Source organism: Curtobacterium sp. UNCCL20 (assembly GCF_900101675.1).
Taxonomy (GTDB): domain Bacteria; phylum Actinomycetota; class Actinomycetes; order Actinomycetales; family Microbacteriaceae; genus Curtobacterium.
The window spans coordinates 1-18,879 of the sequence record NZ_FNKG01000002.1 but is presented as its reverse complement, the minus strand read 5'-3'; the positions used below and the strand labels follow the sequence as shown (position 1 = coordinate 18,879).

At 71.7% G+C, this 18,879-nt stretch carries 18 protein-coding genes and 1 rRNA gene; 4 read left to right on the top strand and 15 right to left on the bottom strand.

The annotated features are described in order from the left end of the window. Positions 1–345: 345 nt before the first annotated feature. Positions 346–1,194 (top strand): NAD-dependent epimerase/dehydratase family protein, encoded by an 849-nt coding sequence (locus BLT36_RS09410; protein ID WP_092094592.1) that lies wholly within the window; start codon positions 346–348, stop codon positions 1,192–1,194. Here BLT36_RS09410 and BLT36_RS09405 read toward each other — a convergent pair whose 3' ends face one another. Both BLT36_RS09405 and BLT36_RS09400 read right to left on the bottom strand, forming a co-directional pair. After that, on the bottom strand, positions 1,195–2,757 hold the full coding sequence (locus tag BLT36_RS09405; RefSeq protein ID WP_254787539.1) for a DUF7059 domain-containing protein: 1,563 nt from the start codon (positions 2,755–2,757) through the stop codon (positions 1,195–1,197). It abuts the gene before it with no gap. 56 nt (positions 2,758–2,813) lie between these two features. Continuing rightward, entirely contained in the window at positions 2,814–3,179 is a 366-nt protein-coding gene (locus tag BLT36_RS09400) for an ArsR/SmtB family transcription factor (protein WP_092094590.1), read from the bottom strand. Between the two features lie 115 nt (positions 3,180–3,294). Here BLT36_RS09400 and BLT36_RS09395 point away from each other — a divergent pair, with 115 nt between their 5' ends. Beyond that, positions 3,295–4,554 (top strand): MFS transporter, encoded by a 1,260-nt coding sequence (locus tag BLT36_RS09395; protein WP_092094588.1) that lies wholly within the window; start codon positions 3,295–3,297, stop codon positions 4,552–4,554. A 36-nt stretch (positions 4,555–4,590) separates the two neighbouring features. Here the strand turns inward: BLT36_RS09395 and BLT36_RS09390 are convergent, their stop codons facing one another. Both BLT36_RS09390 and BLT36_RS09385 read right to left on the bottom strand, forming a co-directional pair. Next, entirely contained in the window at positions 4,591–5,040 is a 450-nt protein-coding gene (locus BLT36_RS09390) for a TIGR02611 family protein (RefSeq protein WP_254787537.1), read from the bottom strand. Positions 5,041–5,188: 148 nt separating this feature from the next. After that, positions 5,189–5,521 carry a TraR/DksA family transcriptional regulator gene (locus BLT36_RS09385; protein WP_092094586.1) on the bottom strand — a complete coding sequence of 111 codons (333 nt, stop codon included), beginning with the start codon at positions 5,519–5,521 and terminating at the stop codon, positions 5,189–5,191. A gap of 50 nt (positions 5,522–5,571) precedes the next feature. Between BLT36_RS09385 and BLT36_RS09380 the strand changes: the two genes are divergently transcribed. Both BLT36_RS09380 and BLT36_RS19170 read left to right on the top strand, forming a co-directional pair. Then, positions 5,572–6,609, top strand: coding sequence for an LLM class flavin-dependent oxidoreductase (locus BLT36_RS09380; protein ID WP_092094584.1), 1,038 nt, complete (start codon positions 5,572–5,574; stop codon positions 6,607–6,609). 41 nt (positions 6,610–6,650) lie between these two features. Then, a complete protein-coding gene (locus tag BLT36_RS19170; RefSeq protein WP_368086370.1) occupies positions 6,651–7,202 on the top strand; it encodes a DUF2510 domain-containing protein in 552 nt (183 codons plus the stop codon). 16 nt (positions 7,203–7,218) lie between these two features. Here the strand turns inward: BLT36_RS19170 and BLT36_RS09370 are convergent, their stop codons facing one another. The 11 genes from BLT36_RS09370 to rrf form a co-directional block, all read right to left on the bottom strand. Next, entirely contained in the window at positions 7,219–8,253 is a 1,035-nt protein-coding gene (locus BLT36_RS09370) for a site-specific tyrosine recombinase XerD (protein ID WP_092094582.1), read from the bottom strand. Between the two features lie 81 nt (positions 8,254–8,334). After that, positions 8,335–8,934, bottom strand: a complete 600-nt coding sequence (locus BLT36_RS09365; protein ID WP_092094580.1) for a DUF1349 domain-containing protein — start codon at positions 8,932–8,934, stop codon at positions 8,335–8,337. Beyond that, a complete protein-coding gene (locus BLT36_RS09360) occupies positions 8,931–9,506 on the bottom strand; it encodes an NUDIX domain-containing protein (RefSeq protein WP_092094578.1) in 576 nt (191 codons plus the stop codon). The genes BLT36_RS09365 and BLT36_RS09360 overlap by 4 nt, the downstream gene beginning before the upstream one ends. A 124-nt stretch (positions 9,507–9,630) precedes the next feature. Next, positions 9,631–11,295: a CTP synthase gene (locus tag BLT36_RS09355; protein ID WP_092094576.1), complete on the bottom strand. Its 1,665-nt coding sequence runs from the start codon at positions 11,293–11,295 to the stop codon at positions 9,631–9,633. Between the two features lie 316 nt (positions 11,296–11,611). Then, positions 11,612–13,306, bottom strand: a complete 1,695-nt coding sequence (gene recN / locus BLT36_RS09350) for a DNA repair protein RecN (RefSeq protein ID WP_092094574.1) — start codon at positions 13,304–13,306, stop codon at positions 11,612–11,614. Positions 13,307–13,443: 137 nt separating this feature from the next. Beyond that, positions 13,444–14,370, bottom strand: coding sequence for an NAD kinase (locus BLT36_RS09345; RefSeq protein ID WP_092094572.1), 927 nt, complete (start codon positions 14,368–14,370; stop codon positions 13,444–13,446). Beyond that, on the bottom strand, positions 14,367–15,200 hold the full coding sequence (locus tag BLT36_RS09340) for a TlyA family RNA methyltransferase (RefSeq protein WP_092094570.1): 834 nt from the start codon (positions 15,198–15,200) through the stop codon (positions 14,367–14,369). Before BLT36_RS09340 ends, BLT36_RS09345 begins: the two co-directional genes overlap by 4 nt. Then, positions 15,193–15,342, bottom strand: coding sequence for a hypothetical protein (locus BLT36_RS18730; protein WP_175529585.1), 150 nt, complete (start codon positions 15,340–15,342; stop codon positions 15,193–15,195). Before BLT36_RS18730 ends, BLT36_RS09340 begins: the two co-directional genes overlap by 8 nt. Before the next feature lie 10 nt (positions 15,343–15,352). After that, on the bottom strand, positions 15,353–16,507 hold the full coding sequence (locus tag BLT36_RS09335) for an HAD-IIA family hydrolase (RefSeq protein ID WP_092095734.1): 1,155 nt from the start codon (positions 16,505–16,507) through the stop codon (positions 15,353–15,355). Between the two features lie 690 nt (positions 16,508–17,197). Then, on the bottom strand, positions 17,198–18,076 hold the full coding sequence (locus BLT36_RS09330; RefSeq protein WP_139166424.1) for a hypothetical protein: 879 nt from the start codon (positions 18,074–18,076) through the stop codon (positions 17,198–17,200). A gap of 470 nt (positions 18,077–18,546) precedes the next feature. Then, positions 18,547–18,663 (bottom strand): 5S ribosomal RNA (gene rrf / locus BLT36_RS09325). Positions 18,664–18,879 lie beyond the last annotated feature (216 nt).

Below are 18,879 nucleotides of genomic sequence, written 5' to 3'. Positions count from 1 at the left end.
GAACCTCGCACCGTGCGCGCTTGCCAGCCGGTGCAGCGTCGGCGGCCCCGTGCCGGGTTGCAGCGCCGCACGGAGCAACCGACCGCACGCCCGGCCGCGAACCTCGCACCGTGCGCGCTTGCCGACCGGTGCAGCGTCGGCGAACCTCGCACCGTGCGAACTCGCGTGAGCGGGACAGGCCCGGAACCCAGCACCGTGCGGTGTCAGCCGGGAGGCGCGGGGGACGTCGCGCGGACAGGTACCGACAGGGCCTGGGAGCGTCCGGCGACCGCACGGCAAGATGGACGGGCCGACGGGGACGTCGGCAGCCCGACGACGATGTGGAGTGACGCGATGACGCGTGTTGTGGTGACCGGAGGCAGCGGCAAGCTCGGACGAGCGGTGGTGCGGGACCTCGACGAGCACGGGTACGACGTGGTCCTCATCGACCGCGTCCCCTCCCCCGACAAGCCCGAGCGGGTCCAGTTCGTCCGCACCGACCTCGGCGACTACGGCCAGGTCCTGAACGTGCTGCTCGGCGTGGACGACCGGTACGACCACGTCGACGCCGTGGTGCACCTCGCCGCGGTCCCGGCCCCGGGCCAGGTGCCCGACGTCGCGCTGATCACGAACAACGTGACGGCGTCGATCAACGTCTTCCACGCCGCTCGTGCCGCGGGGATCAAGAACCTGGTCTGGGCGTCGAGCGAGACCCTGCTCGGCATCCCGATGGGCGAGCACCACCCGCCCTACCTGCCCGTCGACGAGGAGTTCGCGGTCCGCCCGCAGTCCTCGTACTCGCTCGGCAAGGCGGTGGAGGAGGAGATGGCCCGCCACTTCACCCGCTGGGACCCGGAGCTGAAGATGATCGGGCTGCGGTTCTCGAACGTCATGGACGAGACCGACTACCCGGCGTTCCCGTGGGACGCCACCCCCGAGGCGAAGACCTTCAACCTCTGGTCCTACATCGACTCGCGGGACGGGGCCCAGGCGGTCCGGAAGTCCATCGAGGCCGAGCTCACCGGCTTCGAGGCGTTCGTCATCGCGAGCCCGGACACCGTGATGGACACCCCGACGATCGAACTCGTCGAGCGCTACGTGCCGGACATCGAACGGCGCGCGGACATCGACGGCGTCAGCTCACTGCTGTCGTCCGAGAAGGCCCGGGAGCTCCTCGGCTACGCGCCCGAGCACACCTGGCGCAACCACCGCTAGCTAGGCGGGGAGCAGCAGGCCGTCGAGCACCAGGTCACGGGCGCGCGGCAGCAGGTCCGCCGTGAGCGCCTGTTCGTCGACGCCCGTGATCTGCGCGATGGCACCGGTGATCGCCCGGACGGACAGGTCGCCGTCGCAGGCGCCCACGAACGCGGCGAGCGCCGTGTCCGCGTCCACCCGTCGGCCGAACCCGCCGCCCTGCACGAGCGTCATCACCGTCGGGTCGTCGTTGCCCGGCCAGTAGAAGCGCTCCTCGGTGACGTCGCCGGCGACGCGGAGGTGCGCCTCGAGCAGCGCGTCGTCGTCGTGGACGCCGAGCCAGGCGGCCGCGTCGAGGACGCGGGCGACGGTCGCGCCCAGCCCCGCGGGGTTGGAGCCGAGCGTCTCGGGGAGCCGCTCGAAGCGCCGGAGGGACACCGCGCCTCCCGGCAGTGGCTTCCGGACCACGACGTAGCCGAAGCCGACTCCGGTGACCTTCCGGTGCTGGAAGTCGTCGAGCCAGGCGTCGACGAGGTCGTCGAACTCCGGCGTCCCGGGCTTCGTGCCGCCGTCGCGGATCCACGTCTCGGCGTAGCCGGGCGGGTCCTGGCGCTCACGCTCGATCACCCACGCGTCGACCCCCTGCCCGGTCGCGTCGGCGTCCGCGAACCAGGCGCGGACCCGGTCGAGTCCGTCGACACCCCAGTGGTGCTCCCAGTTGCCGAGCAGCTGCGCGGTCCCGCCGGGCTCGAGGTGGTCGGCCAGCCCGCGGAGGACCGTCTCCACCAGCGCGTCGCCCACCATCCCGCCGTCGCGGTACTCGTACGAGGGCACGCCCTCGCGACGCGGGGTGATGACGAACGGCGGGTTCGAGACGATACGGTCGAACCGCTCCCCGGCGACCGGCTCGAACAGGGACCCGTACCGGAACTCGATGCCGTCGACGCCGTTCAGCTGCGCGTTGAACCGGGCGATGTCGAGGGCGCGGCGCGAGATGTCGGTGGCGACGACCTCGTCCGCGAAGCGCCGGGCGTGCATGGCCTGGATGCCGCAGCCGGTGCCGAGGTCGAGCACCCGGCGGACGGGCACGGGGACCTGCAGGCCGGACAGCGTCGTGGTGGCGCCGCCGATGCCGAGGACGTGCTCCTCGCCGAGGGCCGTGCCGAGCGCGAGCTCCCCGAGGTCGGAGACGATCCACCAGCTGCCGGCGCCGAGGTCGTCGACGAAGGCGTAGGGGCGGAGGTCGACGGTGGGTGCCACGATGTCGTCCTCGACGCGCACGAGGCCGGCGGCCGCGACCGCGTCGAGCCCCGCCCCGGGGAACGCCTGCTCGGCGTCTGTCCGTGCGACCGGCAGCCCGAGGACGAACAGCGTGGCGAGGGTGCCGAGTGGCGTGGTGTCCCGTGCGCCGAGCGCCCGGAGCGCGGCGACGCGCGAACCACGGTGCAGCGAGGCAGCGGCTTCGGCGCCCCAGAGCGCGTCGACCCGGTCGACCGTGAAACCGGCATCGGTCAGGTCCTGGCGGAGGGCATCGGTGACGACGGCGTCCGCGACGATGGTCGGAAGGGCGTGGTCCGTGGTCACGGGGCGACCGGTCACGGAGCGACCGCCGGTCGAGCGACCGGTCACAGGGCGCCCGGTCACGGGGCGACCTCGTCGCGCATCAGCGCCGCGGGGACCTCCCACGCGAACACGAGGTCGAGGAGCCCGGGGAACCGCGCCTCGACGTCCTCGATGCGGGCGCGGCTCGAGCGGGTGAGGCCCTCCTGGTGCTGTTCGAGGAGCCCGGCCTCGCGCAGGACGCGGAAGTGGTGCGTCAGCGTGGACTTCGGCCGGTCGACACCGACCCAGCCGCAGCTGCGGATCCCGCCGGCCGCGTCGACCAGGTAGCGGTGCATGATGGCGAGCCGGATCGGGTCGCTCAGTGCGTCCATCACGACCGGCAGGTCCATCTCGGCCACGGACGGCTGCGGCAGGTGTTCTGGTGCTTCCACGGACGCGGGCATGGACGGGACGCTACCACCGTTCCCCTCGTAGTACGACTTGCGTCGTACAGCGAAGTCCTGTACGAATGCACTCGTACAACGCGCCGGGGTCGGCGCACCGAAGGAAGGGGCGCCCATGGCGCAGTCAGCTCGCTCGGTCGCGGGGTTCTGGATCCTCGCGGCGATGCTCCTCGTGTCCGTCGCCTCGTCGGCGGTCCCCTCGCCGATCTACCCGGTCTACGCGGCCGAGTGGCACCTCACGCCGCTCATGCTCACCGGCGTCTTCGCGATCTACGTCGCCGGGCTCCTCGCGAGCCTGCTCGTCGCCGGCCGCCTCTCCGACCACGTCGGCCGGAAGCCGGTCCTCGTCGTCGGCGGACTCGGCGTCGCCCTGTCCCTCGGGCTGTTCGCGGTGGCGGACGGCGTCGGCGCACTCATCGTCGACCGCATCGTGCAGGGGGTGTCGGTCGGCCTGCTCATCGGCGCACTCGGGGCCGCGCTGATCGACAACTCCCTCGAGCGGCACCCCGCACTCGCCGGCGTGCTGAACGGCGTCATCCCGCCGATCGCCCTCGCCACCGGTGCGCTGTCGAGCGGCGCCCTGGTCGAGTGGGGTCCGGCGCCCGAGCAACTGGTCTACGTGCTGTTCGGCGCCCTCCTCGTCCTCATGGTGCTCGCGCTCGTCGTCGTCCCCGAGCGCGTCACGCCCCGCCCGGGAGCCCTCCGCTCCCTCGCCCCGCGCATCAGCGTCCCCCGCACCTCGCGCCGCCTGTTCCGCAGCGTCGCCGGCTCCCTCGTCGCCAGCTGGGCCCTCGGCGGGATGTTCCTGTCGCTCGTCCCCTCGGCGCTCGGTGCCGTCTTCGGGATCACCAACCACTTCGCCGCCGGCGCCCTCATCGCCGTCGTCACCGGCGTCGGCGCACTGACCGGGCTCGCGATCCAGCGGATGGACGCCCGGCGTGCGGTCCTGATCGGCCTCGTCGCCCTCGTGCTCGGTCCCGTCGTCACCGTCGCGTTCGTGATGGCGCACTCGCTGCCGGGCCTCGTCGTCGGCAGCGCGATCGCGGGCGTCGGCTTCGGCGCCGGGTTCCAGGCGCCGCTGCGGATGCTCCTCGCCACCGCCGCACCGACCCACCGCGCCGGACTCCTGTCCACGATCTACGTCGTCAGCTACCTGGCGTTCGGCGTCCCCGCGGTCATCGGCGGGCTGCTCGAGCCGTCCATCGGCCTCGTGCCGGTCATCGCCGGGTACGGCGGGTTCATCGTCCTCGCGGCAGCCGTCGCCCTCGTGCTACAGCTCACGTCACCGGAGCGGGCCGAGGTCGAGGAAGCGGCCGCCGAGGCCGAGCGCACCGCCACCGGGTCGATCCGGGTCGCGGCGGCCGAGCAGCGCTGACGCCCGCGGCGCGCACACCGTGCACGCTGCACGGGCTCAGTGCCCCGGTCGCGCCGAGTTCGTCCCGCGGGCCCGACCCCGGACGCCGACGGTGCGCGCGGCACCCGTGTGCGCGGCGTCGACGTCGGCCTTGCCGCGATCGGCGGCGTCACGGAGACGCTTCGGCCCGTGCCGCTTCGCCCAGTCCCAGAACCGGTGCAGCTGTGCACGGAGCCACACGATGATCTTGTGGAAGAAGTGGAACTCACTGGCCAGGACCGTCAGCCCGATGAAGACCACGAGCCAGCCCGGCCCCGGGAGCGGCACCAGGATCAGCCCGATGATGACGACCAGACCGCCGACGATCCCGATGAGCACCTTGTAGAAGAGGTGCACGTGCGGTCGCGCGTGGATCCAGGCGCGCATCCGGTAGAACCACTGGAAGCGCTGACGAGGGGCGTCACCGGGCCGCAGCTCGACGGCTCGCTCGTTCGGGTCGCCTTCCATGCCGAAACGGTAGGGCTCGCGGCTGGGAATCCGCGGCGCGCGCGGTGGACGCGGGGTGGGCAGTGGACGCCGGACGCGGATGACCGAGGCGCGTGGCGGAGCCGACCCGCGCCTCCAGTCCGTCAGACGGTGTCGGCCTGGAGGCGCGTCACGCGTGCGCGACGCACGTCGCCGCCCACGGGACGGCGGCGAGACGAGCTTCCGGGATCGGTTCCCCGCCGACGGCGCACCGCCCGTAGGTCCCCGCGTCGAGCCGCGCGAGCGCAGCGTCCACCTGCCGGAGCCGCTGCTGGGCGGCGTCCCGCACCGCCCCGAGCGAGCCGCGCTCCCACGCGAGCGTCGCACCCTCCGGGTCGTGCTCGTCGTCCGAGTTGGCGTCCTGCCGGGCGTCGCTGACGTCCCGCATGCTCCGCTCGACGTCCGCCAGCAGCCGTTCGTTCCGGGCGCGTTCGGTCTCGAGCGCCGCGCGGGGGTCGTCCATGCCGGTCACGCTAGTCGTCGCGGAATGGCCGCGCTGGAGGATGCGTTCACATGGACATGACGAAGATCGGGTTCCTGTCGTTCGGGCACTGGCGCGACGTGCCGGGCTCCAAGGTGCGCAGCGGCCGCGAGGCCCTCGTGCAGGCGATCGACCTCGCGGTCGCCGCCGAGGAGGCGGGCGTCGACGGCGCCTACTTCCGCGTGCACCACTTCGCACCGCAGCAGGCAGCACCGTTCCCGCTGCTGTCCGCGATCGCCGCGAAGACCAGCCGCATCGAGATCGGCACCGGCGTGATCGACATGCGCTACGAGAACCCCCTCTACATGGCGGAGGAGGCGGCCGCGACCGACCTCATCTCCGGCGGCCGACTGCAGCTCGGTGTCTCCCGTGGCTCACCCGAGACGGCACTCGCCGGCTACCAGCAGTTCGGCTACGTGCCCGACGCCTCCGACGAGAACGGCGGCGACATGGCCCGCGCGCACACCAGTGTGTTCCGCCGCGCGATCGCCGGCGAACCGATGGCGAACGCGAACCCGCAGATGACCGGCTCGGTCGGGTCGCTCCCCGTCTCCCCGCTGTCCGACGGCCTCGGCGACCGGATCTGGTGGGGCGCCGGCACGCGTGCGACCGCGGAGTGGACCGCCGAGCAGGGCATGAACCTCATGTCGTCGACCCTCCTCACCGAGGACACCGGCGTTCCCTTCGACGAGCTGCAGGCCGAGCAGATCGAACGCTTCCGCCGCGTGTGGGCCGAGTCCGGGTGGGAGCGCACCCCGCGGGTCTCCGTGTCGCGCAGCATCATCCCGATCATCGACGACGAGTCGCGGCACTACTTCGGCGTGCGGGCGCAGGTCGAGGGGCAGGACCAGGTCGGCCACCTCGACGGTGGGCTCGCCCGGTTCGGTCGTTCGTACATCGGGTCGCCCGAGGACCTGGTGGCGGAACTCGCAGCCGACCGGGCCGTGCGCGCCGCCGACACCGTGCTCGTCACCGTGCCGAACCAGCTCGGCGTGGACTTCAACGCCCGGCTGCTCGCCGCGGTGAAGGACGTCTTCACGGAGGTCGACGCGGCGCCCGTCCCGGCCTGACCGACCGCGGCCGGCGGTCGGCAGTCGGCAGCCGACAGTCGGTGGCGGCGGTCCCCCTTCCTGCCGACACCCGGGCTGGGACTGTGGGCGGCGGTGACGCTCCCGTAGCGTCGAGGAGCACCATCCCCGTACCTCGAGGAGCTCCCGTGACGCTGCCGGCCGCAGGCTGGTTCCCGGATCCGCAGGACGCCAGTCGTCTGCGGTGGTGGGACGGTCATGCCTGGGGAGCGGCGACGCGGGTGCCACCGAGCCGATCGGAACCCGTCGTCCCCGTGGTCGTCGCGCCCGTGGGGCCGTCGTTCTCGGTGCAGCCGGCCGTGCTCCGGACGACCTCGTGGGCGTCGGGCGGGACCGGCGTGCACCGGTTCAGCGTCTACGCATTCGCAGCGGTGGTCCTCGCCGCGGCGTCGATCGTCGTCAACCCGTGGGGTGTCTGCAGCGCGGCCGGACTGTTCGCCGGTGTCGTCGGGGTCTTCCACCCGGGTGCGACGGGCGGCTGGCGGGTCCTCGCCCGGAGCGCCTCGGCGAGCGCCCTCGTGGTCGCCGTGGCGACGGCAGCCGTTGCCGCCTCGGCACAGTTCCACCTGTTCTGAGAGCCTCTCGGGAGCCCTACCGCCGCGCCCGCGGGTGTGATGTCTGGTAGACGTCCCGGAGCATGTCGGCCGTCACCATCGTGTAGATCTGCGTCGTCGCCACGCTCGCGTGCCCGAGCAGCTCCTGCACGACGCGCACGTCGGCACCGCCCTCGAGCAGGTGCGTCGCGAAGGAGTGCCGGAAGGTGTGCGGCGACACGTGCTCGGCGAGGTCAGCACGCGAGGCCGCAGCCTGGATGACGAGCCACGCGCTCTGCCGCGAGAGCCGCGCCCCACGAGCACCGAGGAACAGCGCCGGCGTCGAGGCCCCGCGCGCGGCGAACACCGGCCGGGCCCGCACGAGGTACGCGTCGATCGCCGCCCGGGCGTAGCTGCCGAGCGGGACGATGCGCTGCTTGTTGCCCTTGCCGGTCACCTTCACGACGGCCAGGCCGTCCGGCTCGGTCGCGGACGGGTCCGCGTCGGGGTCGCCCGCGTCGGGGTCGCCCCCGTCGGACAGGGTCGTCACGTCGTCCACCGACAGCCCCACGGCCTCGGAGATCCGCGCCCCCGTGGCGTAGAGCAGCTCGAGCAGTGCTCGGTCCCGCAGCTGCACGGGGTCGTCGGCGTCGACGGCCCCGGTCGCCGCGAGCAGCCGTTCCATGTCGTGCACGGAGATCGCCTTCGGCAGTCGCATCGGTGCCTTCGGCGGGCGGACGGACGCGCCCGGGTCGAGCGCGAGCCAGCCCTCCCCGACGGCGAAGGCGGTGAACGACCGGACGGAGCTGAGCATCCGTGCGACCGACCGCGGCGCGAGCGGGCCCTCGGGACGCGTGGTCAGGTGGTCGACGAAGCCGGCGAGGTCCGCCCGGGCGATCCGTCCGACGTCCTCGAGCACCGCGGATCCCCCGGCACGATCGGCACCGTCGGACTCGACGACCGGCGCGGACGACAGCCACGACGCGAACGCCTCGAGGTCCCGCCGGTACGCGGCCAGCGTGTGCTGCGACAGCCCCCGCTCGATGGCGATGTGCCGCAGGTACGTCTCGGTGGCGCGGTCGAGAGGGGTCACGTCAGCAGGCTAGCCGCAGCGCGACGGCAGGCAGCGACACCGCCCACCTCGCCCGCCGCACTCGCTCGCCAGCCGGCGGGCTCAGTGCAGCGACGCGTCCGGCTCCCCCACCCGGTACCCGGTGAACGTCACGGTGAGCCCGGCCCGTGTCGGCCCCGCGCACAACAGGCCCGCAGCGACCTCGGCATCGGGTGCCAGGTACGCGACACGCACGAGCCGCGGCTCCTCGTCGTCCGCCCACGCCCGGATCGTCACCGCATCGCCGTCACGGCTGGCCCGGACGGTCACGGTCCGTCCCACCCACTCCGGCACCGGCGACACCGACCAGTCCGAGAACCCGTGGGTGACGACCGCGCCGAGCTGCGGCGACCCGTCCGAGAACTCCACACCGGCCTTGATCCAGGTGCGGTCGTCGACGCGGAGGAAGACACCCGCCTGGTCGAACTGCTCCCGGTAGTCGAGGACGAACGAGACCTCGACCGAGAACGGACCCTCGACCGGCTGCAGGAGCGCGTGCTCGGAGTCGTGCACGAACCCGTACGACGTCGTCCGCCACGCGTCGCTGCCCTCGACGGCCGTGATGCGGAGGACGTCACCGTCCAGCACCGCGCCCACCGGCTCGTGGGTCCAGCTGCCAGCCGCGACGAGGTCACGGAGGCCTTGCACGGCCGGAGCGGTCACGCCCCGCGCCGCTCGATCGCGTCCACGGCCAGGGTGGCGACGGTCAGCGCGGAGTTGTGCAGCCGCCCGTCGAGGATCGCCTCGACGAGCTCCGCACGCGGCACCCAGCGCACGACGATGTCGGCCTCCTCGGCCTCACGCTCGAACGCCGACTCGGTCGCGTGGACCCCGCGGGCACGGTAGATCTGGATGAACTCGTTGCTGCCGCCCGACGAGGTGTTGTACCGGACGAGCTGCTCCCACGTGTCCGCCTGCAGGTCGGCCTCCTCGCCGAGCTCCCGCTGCGCCGCCGTGAGGTGGTCCTCGCCGGGATTGTCGAGCAGGCCCGCGGGCAGCTCCCAGTCGCGCAGCCCGACAGGGTGCCGGTACTGCTGGATGACGAGCACCCGGCCCTCGTCGTCCTCCGCGTAGACGGCGACGGCACCGGTGTGGTCGATGTACTCCCGCACCATCGCGTCGTCGTTGTACGCGACGGTGTCGCGTCGCACGTTCCACACCGCGCCCTCGTAGACGACGGTCGATTCGGTGACCTCGAAGGAGGCGGGTTCGTCGGAGAGAGGCGCGTCAGTCACCGCACCATCCAAGCACGCGGCACCTCACGTGCCGTGCGGAACCGTGTTCCGTGGACGCGACCCCACGACGGACTGGAGGCGCGGTGCCAGCCGGCACCGCGCCTCCAGTCAGGACGAACGCGCGTTACGCGACCTGCTCCTCGTTCTGCGGATCGAAGAGGCTGGACGCCTCGTGCCGCGCGATCGCGGCCTCGACGAGCCCGGCGAACAGCGGGTGCGCGTGGTTCGGACGCGAGCGCAGCTCGGGGTGCGCCTGCGTGCCGATGTAGAACGGGTGCTCCGCACGGTCCAGCTCGACGTACTCGACGAGGGTGCCGTCGGGCGAGGTGCCCGAGAACACCAGGCCAGCGTCGGCGATCTGCTCGCGGTAGTGGTTGTTCACCTCGTAGCGGTGACGGTGGCGCTCGGAGGCCTCGGTCGCGCCGTACAGGTCGGCCGCCAACGAGCCCTCGAGGAACGTCGCCGGGTACATACCGAGGCGCATCGTGCCGCCCAGGTCGCCACCGGCGATGATGTCCACCTGCTCCGCCATCGTCGCGATGACGGGCGTCGCGGTCTCCGGGTCGAACTCGGAGCTCGACGCGTCGTGCAGCCCCGCCTCGTGCCGGGCGTACTCGATGACCATGCACTGCAGCCCGAGGCACAGGCCGAGCGTCGGGATCTGGTTCTCTCGGGCGAACCGCAGCGCACCGAGCTTGCCCTCGATGCCGCGCACACCGAACCCACCGGGGACGCAGATGCCGTCGACGTCGCCGAGGTGCTTCGCCGCGCCCTCGGGCGTGGTGCAGTCGTCCGAGACGACCCACTTCAGCGTGACCTTCGCGTTGTGTGCGAAGCCACCCGCACGGAGCGCCTCGGTGACGGACAGGTACGCGTCGGGCAGGTCGATGTACTTGCCGACCAGCGCGATCGTGACGTCCTTCTTGGGCTCGTGCACGGCCTGGAGGACCGGGTTCCACGAGGTCCAGTCGACCGGCCCCGCGTCGAGGTGCAGCGCGTCGACGATCACCTGGTCGAGGCCCTGGCTGTTCAGCAGCGTCGGGAGGTCGTAGATCGAGGGGACGTCCACCGCGTTCACGACCGCGTCCTCGTCGACGTCGCACATCAGCGCGATCTTGCGCTTGTTCGACTCCGACACCGGGCGGTCGCTCCGCAGGACGAGCGCGTCGGGCTGGATGCCGATCGAGCGGAGCGCGGCGACGGAGTGCTGCGTCGGCTTCGTCTTCTGCTCGCCCGACGCGTTCATGAACGGCACGAGCGAGACGTGCACGAAGAACACGTTGTTCCGGCCGAGCTCGTGCCGCACCTGCCGCGCGGACTCGATGAACGGCTGCGACTCGATGTCGCCGACCGTGCCGCCGACCTCGGTGATGATGACGTCGGGCTGCGGGTCGTTCGCCGCCTGCTCGCGCATCCGACGCTTGATCTCGTCCGTGATGTGCGGGATGACCTGCACCGTGTCGCCGAGGTACTCGCCGCGACGCTCCTTGGCGATCACCGTCGAGTACACCTGACCGGTGGTCACGTTGGCGGCCTGCGACAGGTTGATGTCGAGGAAGCGCTCGTAGTGCCCGATGTCGAGGTCCGTCTCCGCACCGTCGTCGGTCACGAAGACCTCACCGTGCTGGAACGGGTTCATCGTGCCCGGGTCCACGTTGAGGTACGGGTCGAGCTTCTGCATGACGACCTTGAGGCCGCGCGCCGTCAGGAGGTTGCCGAGGCTGGCCGCCGTCAGGCCCTTGCCGAGAGACGAGACGACCCCGCCGGTCACGAAGATCTGCTTCGTCACCTTCGGGGTCGAGGTGTTTGCTTGAGTACCGCCGCTGAGAGTGTCCGCCACGGGATTCCATCGTACGTCAGAAGTGCCGGGAGGCGCGACCTCGGTTCGCCGTGGGCGTTGCGTCCGGTTCGTGGTCGGCTGTTCGGGCCCGGCTCGCCCCGGCGAGACGCGGTCCGGCCCGGCTCGCCCCGGCGAGACGCGGTCCGGCCCGGCTCGCCCCGGCGAGACGCGGTCCGGCCTGGCTCGCCCTGGCGAGACGCGGTCCGGGCCCGGCTCGCTCTGGCGCAACTCCGCCGGCTCGGGCGGTGCGTCCCGCCGGCGGCGGTCAGGCCTGCTGTCCCGCGACCTCGAGCAGCTCGCGAGCGTGCTCGATCCCGCTCGCACTGTCGCCGAGGCCGGACAGCAGCCGCGCCATCTCCTGCAAGCGTTCCTCGCCCTCGAGCCGTCGCACGCTCGACGAGGTCACGGCACCGCTGGCGTCCTTCACGACGTTGAGGTGGTTGTTGGCGAACGCCGCGACCTGCGCCAGGTGCGTCACGACGATGACCTGCGTCCGTTCCGCGAGCTTCGCCAGGCGACGGCCGATCTCGATGGCGGCCGCACCCCCGACGCCGGCGTCGACCTCGTCGAACACGAACGTCGGCACCGTCGTGCTGCCCGCCATGACGACCTCGATCGCGAGCATCACCCGCGACAGCTCACCACCGGAGGCCCCCTTGCTGATCGGCCGCGGGTCGGTGCCCGAGTGCGGCTGCAGCAGGATCGACACCTGGTCGCGACCGTGCCGGCGGTACTCCCCCGCATCGGTGACCTCGACCACGAGGGTCGCACCGGCCATCGCCAGGGTCTTCAGCTCGGCGGTCACACGCTTCGCGAGGTCACCGGCGGCCTTCGTCCGAGCCGCGGTCAGAGCGGTCGCCGCCGCCTCGAGCGCCTGCTCATCCTGCTCGAGGGCAGCCTGCAGCGCCTGGATGCGATCGTCGTCGCCGTCGAGCTCGAGCAGCCGGTCGCTCGCGCGCTGCCCGAACGCGATGACGTCGTCGATGGTCTCGCCGTACTTCCGGGTCAGCCCAGCGAGGAGCGCCCGACGTTCGTTGATGAGCTCGAGGTCGTGCCCGGCGTCCGGTTCGAGCGAACCGATGTAGCTCGACAGGCTCGCCGACGCCTCGGTCGCCTGGATGCCGAGTTCGGTGAGCTGCTCGAGCACCGGCTGGAGCTGTGCGTCCGACCCGGCGACGCGTTCGATCGCCCGACGCGCGGACTCGACGAGGCCGACGACATCCTGCACACCGTCGAGGGACTCGCTCGACAGGGCCTCGTGTGCGAGCGCCGCGGAGAGGCGGAGTTCCTCGAGGTTCCCGAGCCGGTCCGAACGGTCCGCGAGCTCGACGTCCTCGCCCGGCTGCGGGTCGGCGGCCTCGATCTCATCCGACGCCGCACGGAGGCGCTCGGCCTCCGCCAGCCGGTCGTCACGGTCCCGCGTCAGGGACTCGAGGTCCCCGGCGTGCTGCTGCCACGTGTCGTACGCCGCCACGTAGCGGTTCAGGGCACGCTCGAGCGCCTGTCCACCGAAGGCGTCGAGCGCCGAGCGCTGCGCCGTCGACGAGGTCAGACGGATCTGGTCGGACTGGCCGTGAACGGTGACGAGCTGGTCGGCGAGCTCGCCGAGCACCGCCACCGGAGCACTCCGGCCGCCCACCGTGGCGCGGCTCCGCCCCTCGGCCGAGACCGTGCGGGTGAGGATGAGTTCGCCGTCCTCGACGGTGCCGCCGGCGTCCTCGACGCGATCGGCCACGGCGTCGTGCTCCGGGACGTGCCAGCGTCCCTCCACCACCGCGCTGGAGGCCCCCCGGCGCACCGAACCGGCGTCCGCGCGGGCGCCGAGGAGCAGCCCGAGAGCCGTGACGATCATCGTCTTGCCGGCACCGGTCTCACCCGTGACGACGGTGAAGCCCGGGCCGAGCTCGAGGGTCGTCTCACCGATGACCCCGAGGTCGGAGATCTGGATTTCCTCGATCAACGGTCGTCCTCCACGAACCTTGCGGCGATCAGGATGCTCTGCCCACCCGCACCGATCAACGGTCGTCCTCCACGAACCTTGCGGCGATCAGGATGCTCTGCCCACCCGCACCGATCAACGGTCGTCCTCCGCAGCGCTCACTGCTCGTCCTCGTCGTCCTGCTGCGGTCCCCGCCAGCCCGCGACGGGCAGCTGGAACTTCGCGACGAGCCGGTCGGCGAACGGAGCGTCCTTGAGGCGTGCCACCCGCACCGGGTCGGGCGAGCGCCGGACCTCGACACGTGCTCCCGGCGGGAGGTCGTGCGTCCGTCGCCCGTCGCACCACAGCACGCCGACACCGCTGGTCCGCCGGAGCACCTCGACCGCGAGCGTGCAGTCCGGCCCGACGACTATCGGCCGAGCGAACAGGGCATGGGCGCTGAGCGGCACCATCAGGAGGGCGTCGACGTCCGGCCAGACGATCGGACCGCCACCGGAGAACGAGTACGCCGTGGAGCCGGTCGGCGTCGAGATGACGACACCGTCGCAGCCGAAGGAGGACAGCGGGCGACCGTCGACCTCGGTCACGACCTCGAGCATGCGCTCCCGCGAGGCCTTCTCGATGGTGGCCTCGTTGAGCGCCCAGGACGTGTAGACCACCTGGTGGCCGACGACGACGTCGACCTGCAGGGTCACGCGCTCCTCGACGTGGTAGTCGCCGGACAGCACGCGCTCCACGGTCGACCGCAGGCCGTCGCGCTCGCTCTCGGCGAGGAACCCGACGTGGCCGAGGTTCACCCCGACGATGGGCGCACCGGTCCCACGCACGAGTTCGGCCGCGCGGAGGATCGTGCCGTCACCGCCGAGGACGATGACGATGTCCAGCTGGGCTGCCTGAACGTCCACACCGAGGATGTCGACCTGCCCGACCGACGCCTCGGCACGCCGGATGTCCGCGTACTCGTCGAAGGGCATCACGGGTACGAGACCGGCCGCGTGCAGCAGGTCGCAGACCTCGACCGCGGCGTCGATCGAGTCGCGCCGACCCGTGTGGGACACCAGGAGGATGTGCCGGTCCTCGCTCATGCTGGCCCTTCCGTCAGTTCCGTCGCCCGGTCGATCCATTCTGTCGGATTGGTACCGACATCCCGCTGGAAGCGCGCCAGGTACTCGTGGTTGCCGTGTGTCCCGACGATCGGCGACGCAGCGATGCCCGTGGTCCCGAGACCGAGGTCCCACGCGGCCCAGAGCACGTTCATGAGGGCATCGTTCCGGAGCGCCGGGTCCCGGACTATCCCCTCGCGGATGCCGGTGCGTCCGACCTCGAACTGCGGCTTCACGAGCAGGACGAAGTCGTCCGCCGGCACCGCGTCCGCCAGGGCCGGCAGGACCAGGCGGAGGGAGATGAACGACAGGTCGCCGACCACCAGGCTCGTGTCCGCGGCTGCGGGGTCGATCGCCGCGTAGTCGTCCGCGGTGAGGTTCCGCGCGTTGACGCCCTCGACCACGACGACCCGTGGGTCGAGCGCGACGAGAGGGTCGAGCTGACCGTGTCCGACGTCGAGCGCCACGACACGTCGTGCACCGCGACGCAGGAGCACCTGGGTGAACCCGCCCGTGCTCGCACCGACGTCGAGCACGACCCGGTCCGTCGGGTCGACGCCGAACGTGTCGAGCGCACCGACGAGCTTCCGGGCAGCCCGGGACACCCACTCGTCACCGCTGTCGACTTCGATCGGCGCAGCCGGGGCGGTCGGAGCGGAGGGCTTCACGACCGGTGCGCCCGCGACGGTGACCCGTCCGGCCTGGATGAGCTTCGCCGCTGCGGTGCGCGACTTCGCCAGTCCCCGGGCAGCGAGGAGCGCGTCCAGCCGGACCGGCGACGAGTCCTGTCCGACGACGTGGTCGTCAGGCACTCGTCGTGCCACCGCTCTCGAGCCGGGTTCGGAGCTCGTCGTGGAGCGCGGAGAACGCGTCGGCACGATCGGGCAGCGGGAGTCCCTCGACCGCAGCGGTGCGCTGCGCGAAGTCCTCGGTTTCCTGCTCGTCGTTCGGCACGGGATCCACGCTACTCGCCGCCGTACAGCTTCGGGTCGACGTCGAGGCCGTAGATCGCGAGCCCGGAGTCCCAGATGAGCGCTGTCCCCGCACGTAGCAGGTCCAGCGCATCACCGTCGTCGAGGACGCGGACGACGTGGCCGCGCATCGCGACCGTGACGTCGCCGACGGTGGCGTAGCGCGTGCCGTCCGGGTCCTCGCGTCGGATCGTCACCGGGTAGGGCTCGGACAGCCCACGCAGGTCCCGAAGGATGTAGGTCGGACGGGACTTCTGGTCGGCCGCGAGCACCTGCTTCGCGGTGTCGATGCCCGTCAGGACAAGGACGCTCGGGATGCCAGCGTCGTTCGCCCCCTTGATGTCGGTGTCCAGCCGGTCACCGATGAACAGCGGGTGCTCGCCGCCGAACCGGGCGATCGCCGCGTCGAAGATCGGGCGCTCGGGCTTGCCGGCGACGACGGGCATCCTGCCGACCGCTTGGTGCACGGCGGACACGAGCGTGCCGTTGCCGGGCGCGATGCCGCGCTCGACCGGGATCGACCAGTCCATGTTCGTCGCGACCCAGGGGATGTCCGGGTCCGCGAGGGCGAACGACGCCTCGGCCAGGTGAGTCCACCCGAGATCCGGCGAGAACCCCTGGATCACGGCTGCCGGGGCGTCCTCAGCGCTCGTGGTGACGGTGAAGCCGGCCGCTTCGACGATGCTCGTCAGACCGAGGCCGCCCGTCACGAGGACCGTCGACCCTGCCGGCACGAGGGTCTCGAGCAGGCGGACGCCGGCCTGCGACGAGGTGACGACGTCGTCGGCCGAGACCTCGAGCCCGTAGCGCTCGAGGTGTTCGGCGACGTCGACCGGGCGTCGTGACGCGTTGTTGGTGATGTAGCCGACACGGGCTGTCAGCGACGCCCGCGTCAGTGCCTCGACCGCGTGCGGGATCGCGTTGCGGCCTCGGTAGACCACGCCGTCGAGGTCGGTGAGGACGACGTCGACACCGTCCGTCGGCGGCTTCGGGGTGTCAGTCTGCCGCGGAGCCGTCGACGTCGGTGGGGTTGTCGTCGTCGATCTCGCCGGGCTCGGCGCCGGGTGCGGGCTCGTCGAGCTCGGGTTCGTCGAGTTCGTTGAGGCCGTCGTCGACGGGCTCGTCGTCCCCGGGCTCGTCGTCCCCAGGCTCGTCGAGTTCGGCGTCGGGCTCGTCGTCGTCGGGCTCGTCGTCGACTGCGCCGCCGAACTCGTCGTCTCCGGGTCCTTCGACCTCGATCGTTTCCTCGACCACATCAACTGTCTCCCAAGCGTTCTCGTCGGCGACCTCGGCGAGGGCCTCGGCCGCACGATCGACACGGGCCCACCACTCGTCGGCCTCGTCCTGACGGCCGAGCTCCTCGAGCGTGGCCGCGTAAGCACTGTAGAGCGCCGGGGACCAGGTGTACGCAGTGGACGGGTCGAGCTGTGGAATCTCCAGTTCGCCGAGTGCGGCTGTGGGGTTCCCGAGGTCGAGGCGCGCACCGGACATCGCGATGGCCAGTTCGACCTGCACCGCAGTGTCCAGCGCTGCACGGTCGACCGACCTGCCCAGCTCGAGCGCACGTTCCGGGCGACCGAGGCCGCGCTCGCAGTCGACCATCATCGGGAGCTGGTCGTTGCGGCCGGAGATGCGCCGGTAGGTGCGGAGTTCGCGGAGCGCCGTGGCGAAGTCTCCGAGGCGGTACGCGGTGATCGCTGCCGTCTCGCGGACGACGCCGACGCGGCCGGCACGACGAGCGGCGCTCAGCGCGTGCTGGTTGGCGGTCTCCGGGTCGTCGTCGACGAGCATCGCGGCGGCCACGAGGTGACGGGCCACCCAGTCGGCGTTGTCCTTGCTCAGGGTCTTGAGTTCGGCACGGGCGACCTTGTCCAGGTCACGAGCGGTGATCTCCTCGGGGATCTCCGGGTCCTCGTGACGCGGACGGATCGACTTCGTGCCGTACGGGTCACGGTCTTCCCAGTCGTCGCGGGACGCCTCGCCGAACCGGGAGCCGGCGTGACGGCTGCCGTCGCCGAACCGCTGCCGGTCGTCGCGGCCTCCACGGTCACGGTCGGAGCCGCTGCGGAACGGACGATCACCTTCGCGGGCAGGGCGGTCGGACCCGCCGCGGTAGGGGCGGTCGCCATCACGCGCGGGGCGGTCGGACCCGCCACGGTACGGGCGGTCCCCATCACGCGCGGGGCGGTCGGACCCCCCACGGTACGGGCGGTCCCCGTCACGCGCGGGGCGGTCGGACCCCCCGCGGTACGGGCGGTCCCCATCACGGGCAGGGCGGTCGGATCGGAACGGGCGGTCACCGTCGCGGGCCGGGCGATCGGATCGGAACGGACGGTCACCGTCACGCCGGGGGCGATCACCGTCACGAGCAGGACGGTCGGCCCCACCGCGGTAGGGACGGTCACCGTCACGACGCGGCCGGTCATCGCCACTGCGGAAGGGCCGGTCAGACCCACCGCGGAACGGACGGTCACCGTCACGACGGGGGCGATCACCATCACGAGCAGGACGATCGGCACCGCCACGGTACGGGCGGTCCCCGTCACGAGCAGGACGATCGGAACTGAACGGACGATCGCCGTCACGAGCAGGGCGATCAGAGCGGAACGGACGATCGCCATCGCGACGGGGACGGTCGGCGCCACGGGGACCGTCCCCACGCGGAGGACGACTCGAATCGTCCCGATCGCCGCGCCACGCAGGACGACGGTTCGCATCGCCGTAGGAACGATCACCGTCACGGAACGGCCGGCCACCGTCACGCGAGGGGCCACCGGTCCGCGGACGGTCGCCGTCTCGACGAGGGGTGTCACGTCGCTCGCCCTCGCGGCGTTCGAAGTCACGAGGCCCGGACGACCAGCGGTTTCCGCCGTCACGCCGCGAGGAACGGTCGCCGTCACGGCGAGGTCGGTCTCCGCGGTCTCCGTCGTTCCGCTGCTGCTCGTCGTCGTTCGCCACCGTTGCTCCTCGTTGCGTGCCCGAGCGCGGAGCTCGAGCGATCGTCCGCTGTGTCGTTGTGTTGGCGCCGCACCGGTCACTCGGTGCACGTGCTTCCAGTCCATCACGAACCAGAGCACGAGTCGAGTGACCTGCGGCAGAAACAGAAATGGCCACTGGCCTCCCGAGAACGAGGGTCTCCCCTGCGAGTTCTCGATGGAGGGCCAGTGGCCACATCTTCTTACGTTGAGTCCGGCGGCGTCCTACTCTCCCACAAGGTCCCCCTTGCAGTACCATCGGCGCTGAGAGGCTTAGCTTCCGGGTTCGGAATGTGACCGGGCGTTTCCCTCTCGCTATGACCACCGGAACACCTTCGACCTGATCCGATGAACCAGGAAAGCTGTCCCGGCTCCCCACAATGTGGGCAGCGCGGTATTCAGTTTTCTTGTTCCCGATCGTCTGTCGGGAACCACAAAGTGGACGCGAGCCCTCGCCCGAAGGCGAGGAAATAGTTGTGTTGTCAAGTCTTCGGCTTATTAGTACCGGTCAGCTCCACGGGTCGTTAGTCCCCGCTTCCACATCC

Coding starts and splice junctions, on each gene's coding strand:
- BLT36_RS09345 (WP_092094572.1), bottom strand. CDS start 14,370: ATGAGCGAGGACCGGCACATCCTCCTGGTGTCCCACACGGGTCGGCGC.
- BLT36_RS09390 (WP_254787537.1), bottom strand. CDS start 5,040: ATGGAAGGCGACCCGAACGAGCGAGCCGTCGAGCTGCGGCCCGGTGAC.
- BLT36_RS09380 (WP_092094584.1), top strand. CDS start 5,572: ATGGACATGACGAAGATCGGGTTCCTGTCGTTCGGGCACTGGCGCGAC.
- BLT36_RS09395 (WP_092094588.1), top strand. CDS start 3,295: ATGGCGCAGTCAGCTCGCTCGGTCGCGGGGTTCTGGATCCTCGCGGCG.
- BLT36_RS09330 (WP_139166424.1), bottom strand. CDS start 18,076: ATGCGAACCGTCGTCCTGCGTGGCGCGGCGATCGGGACGATTCGAGTC.
- BLT36_RS09400 (WP_092094590.1), bottom strand. CDS start 3,179: ATGCCCGCGTCCGTGGAAGCACCAGAACACCTGCCGCAGCCGTCCGTG.
- BLT36_RS09385 (WP_092094586.1), bottom strand. CDS start 5,521: ATGGACGACCCCCGCGCGGCGCTCGAGACCGAACGCGCCCGGAACGAA.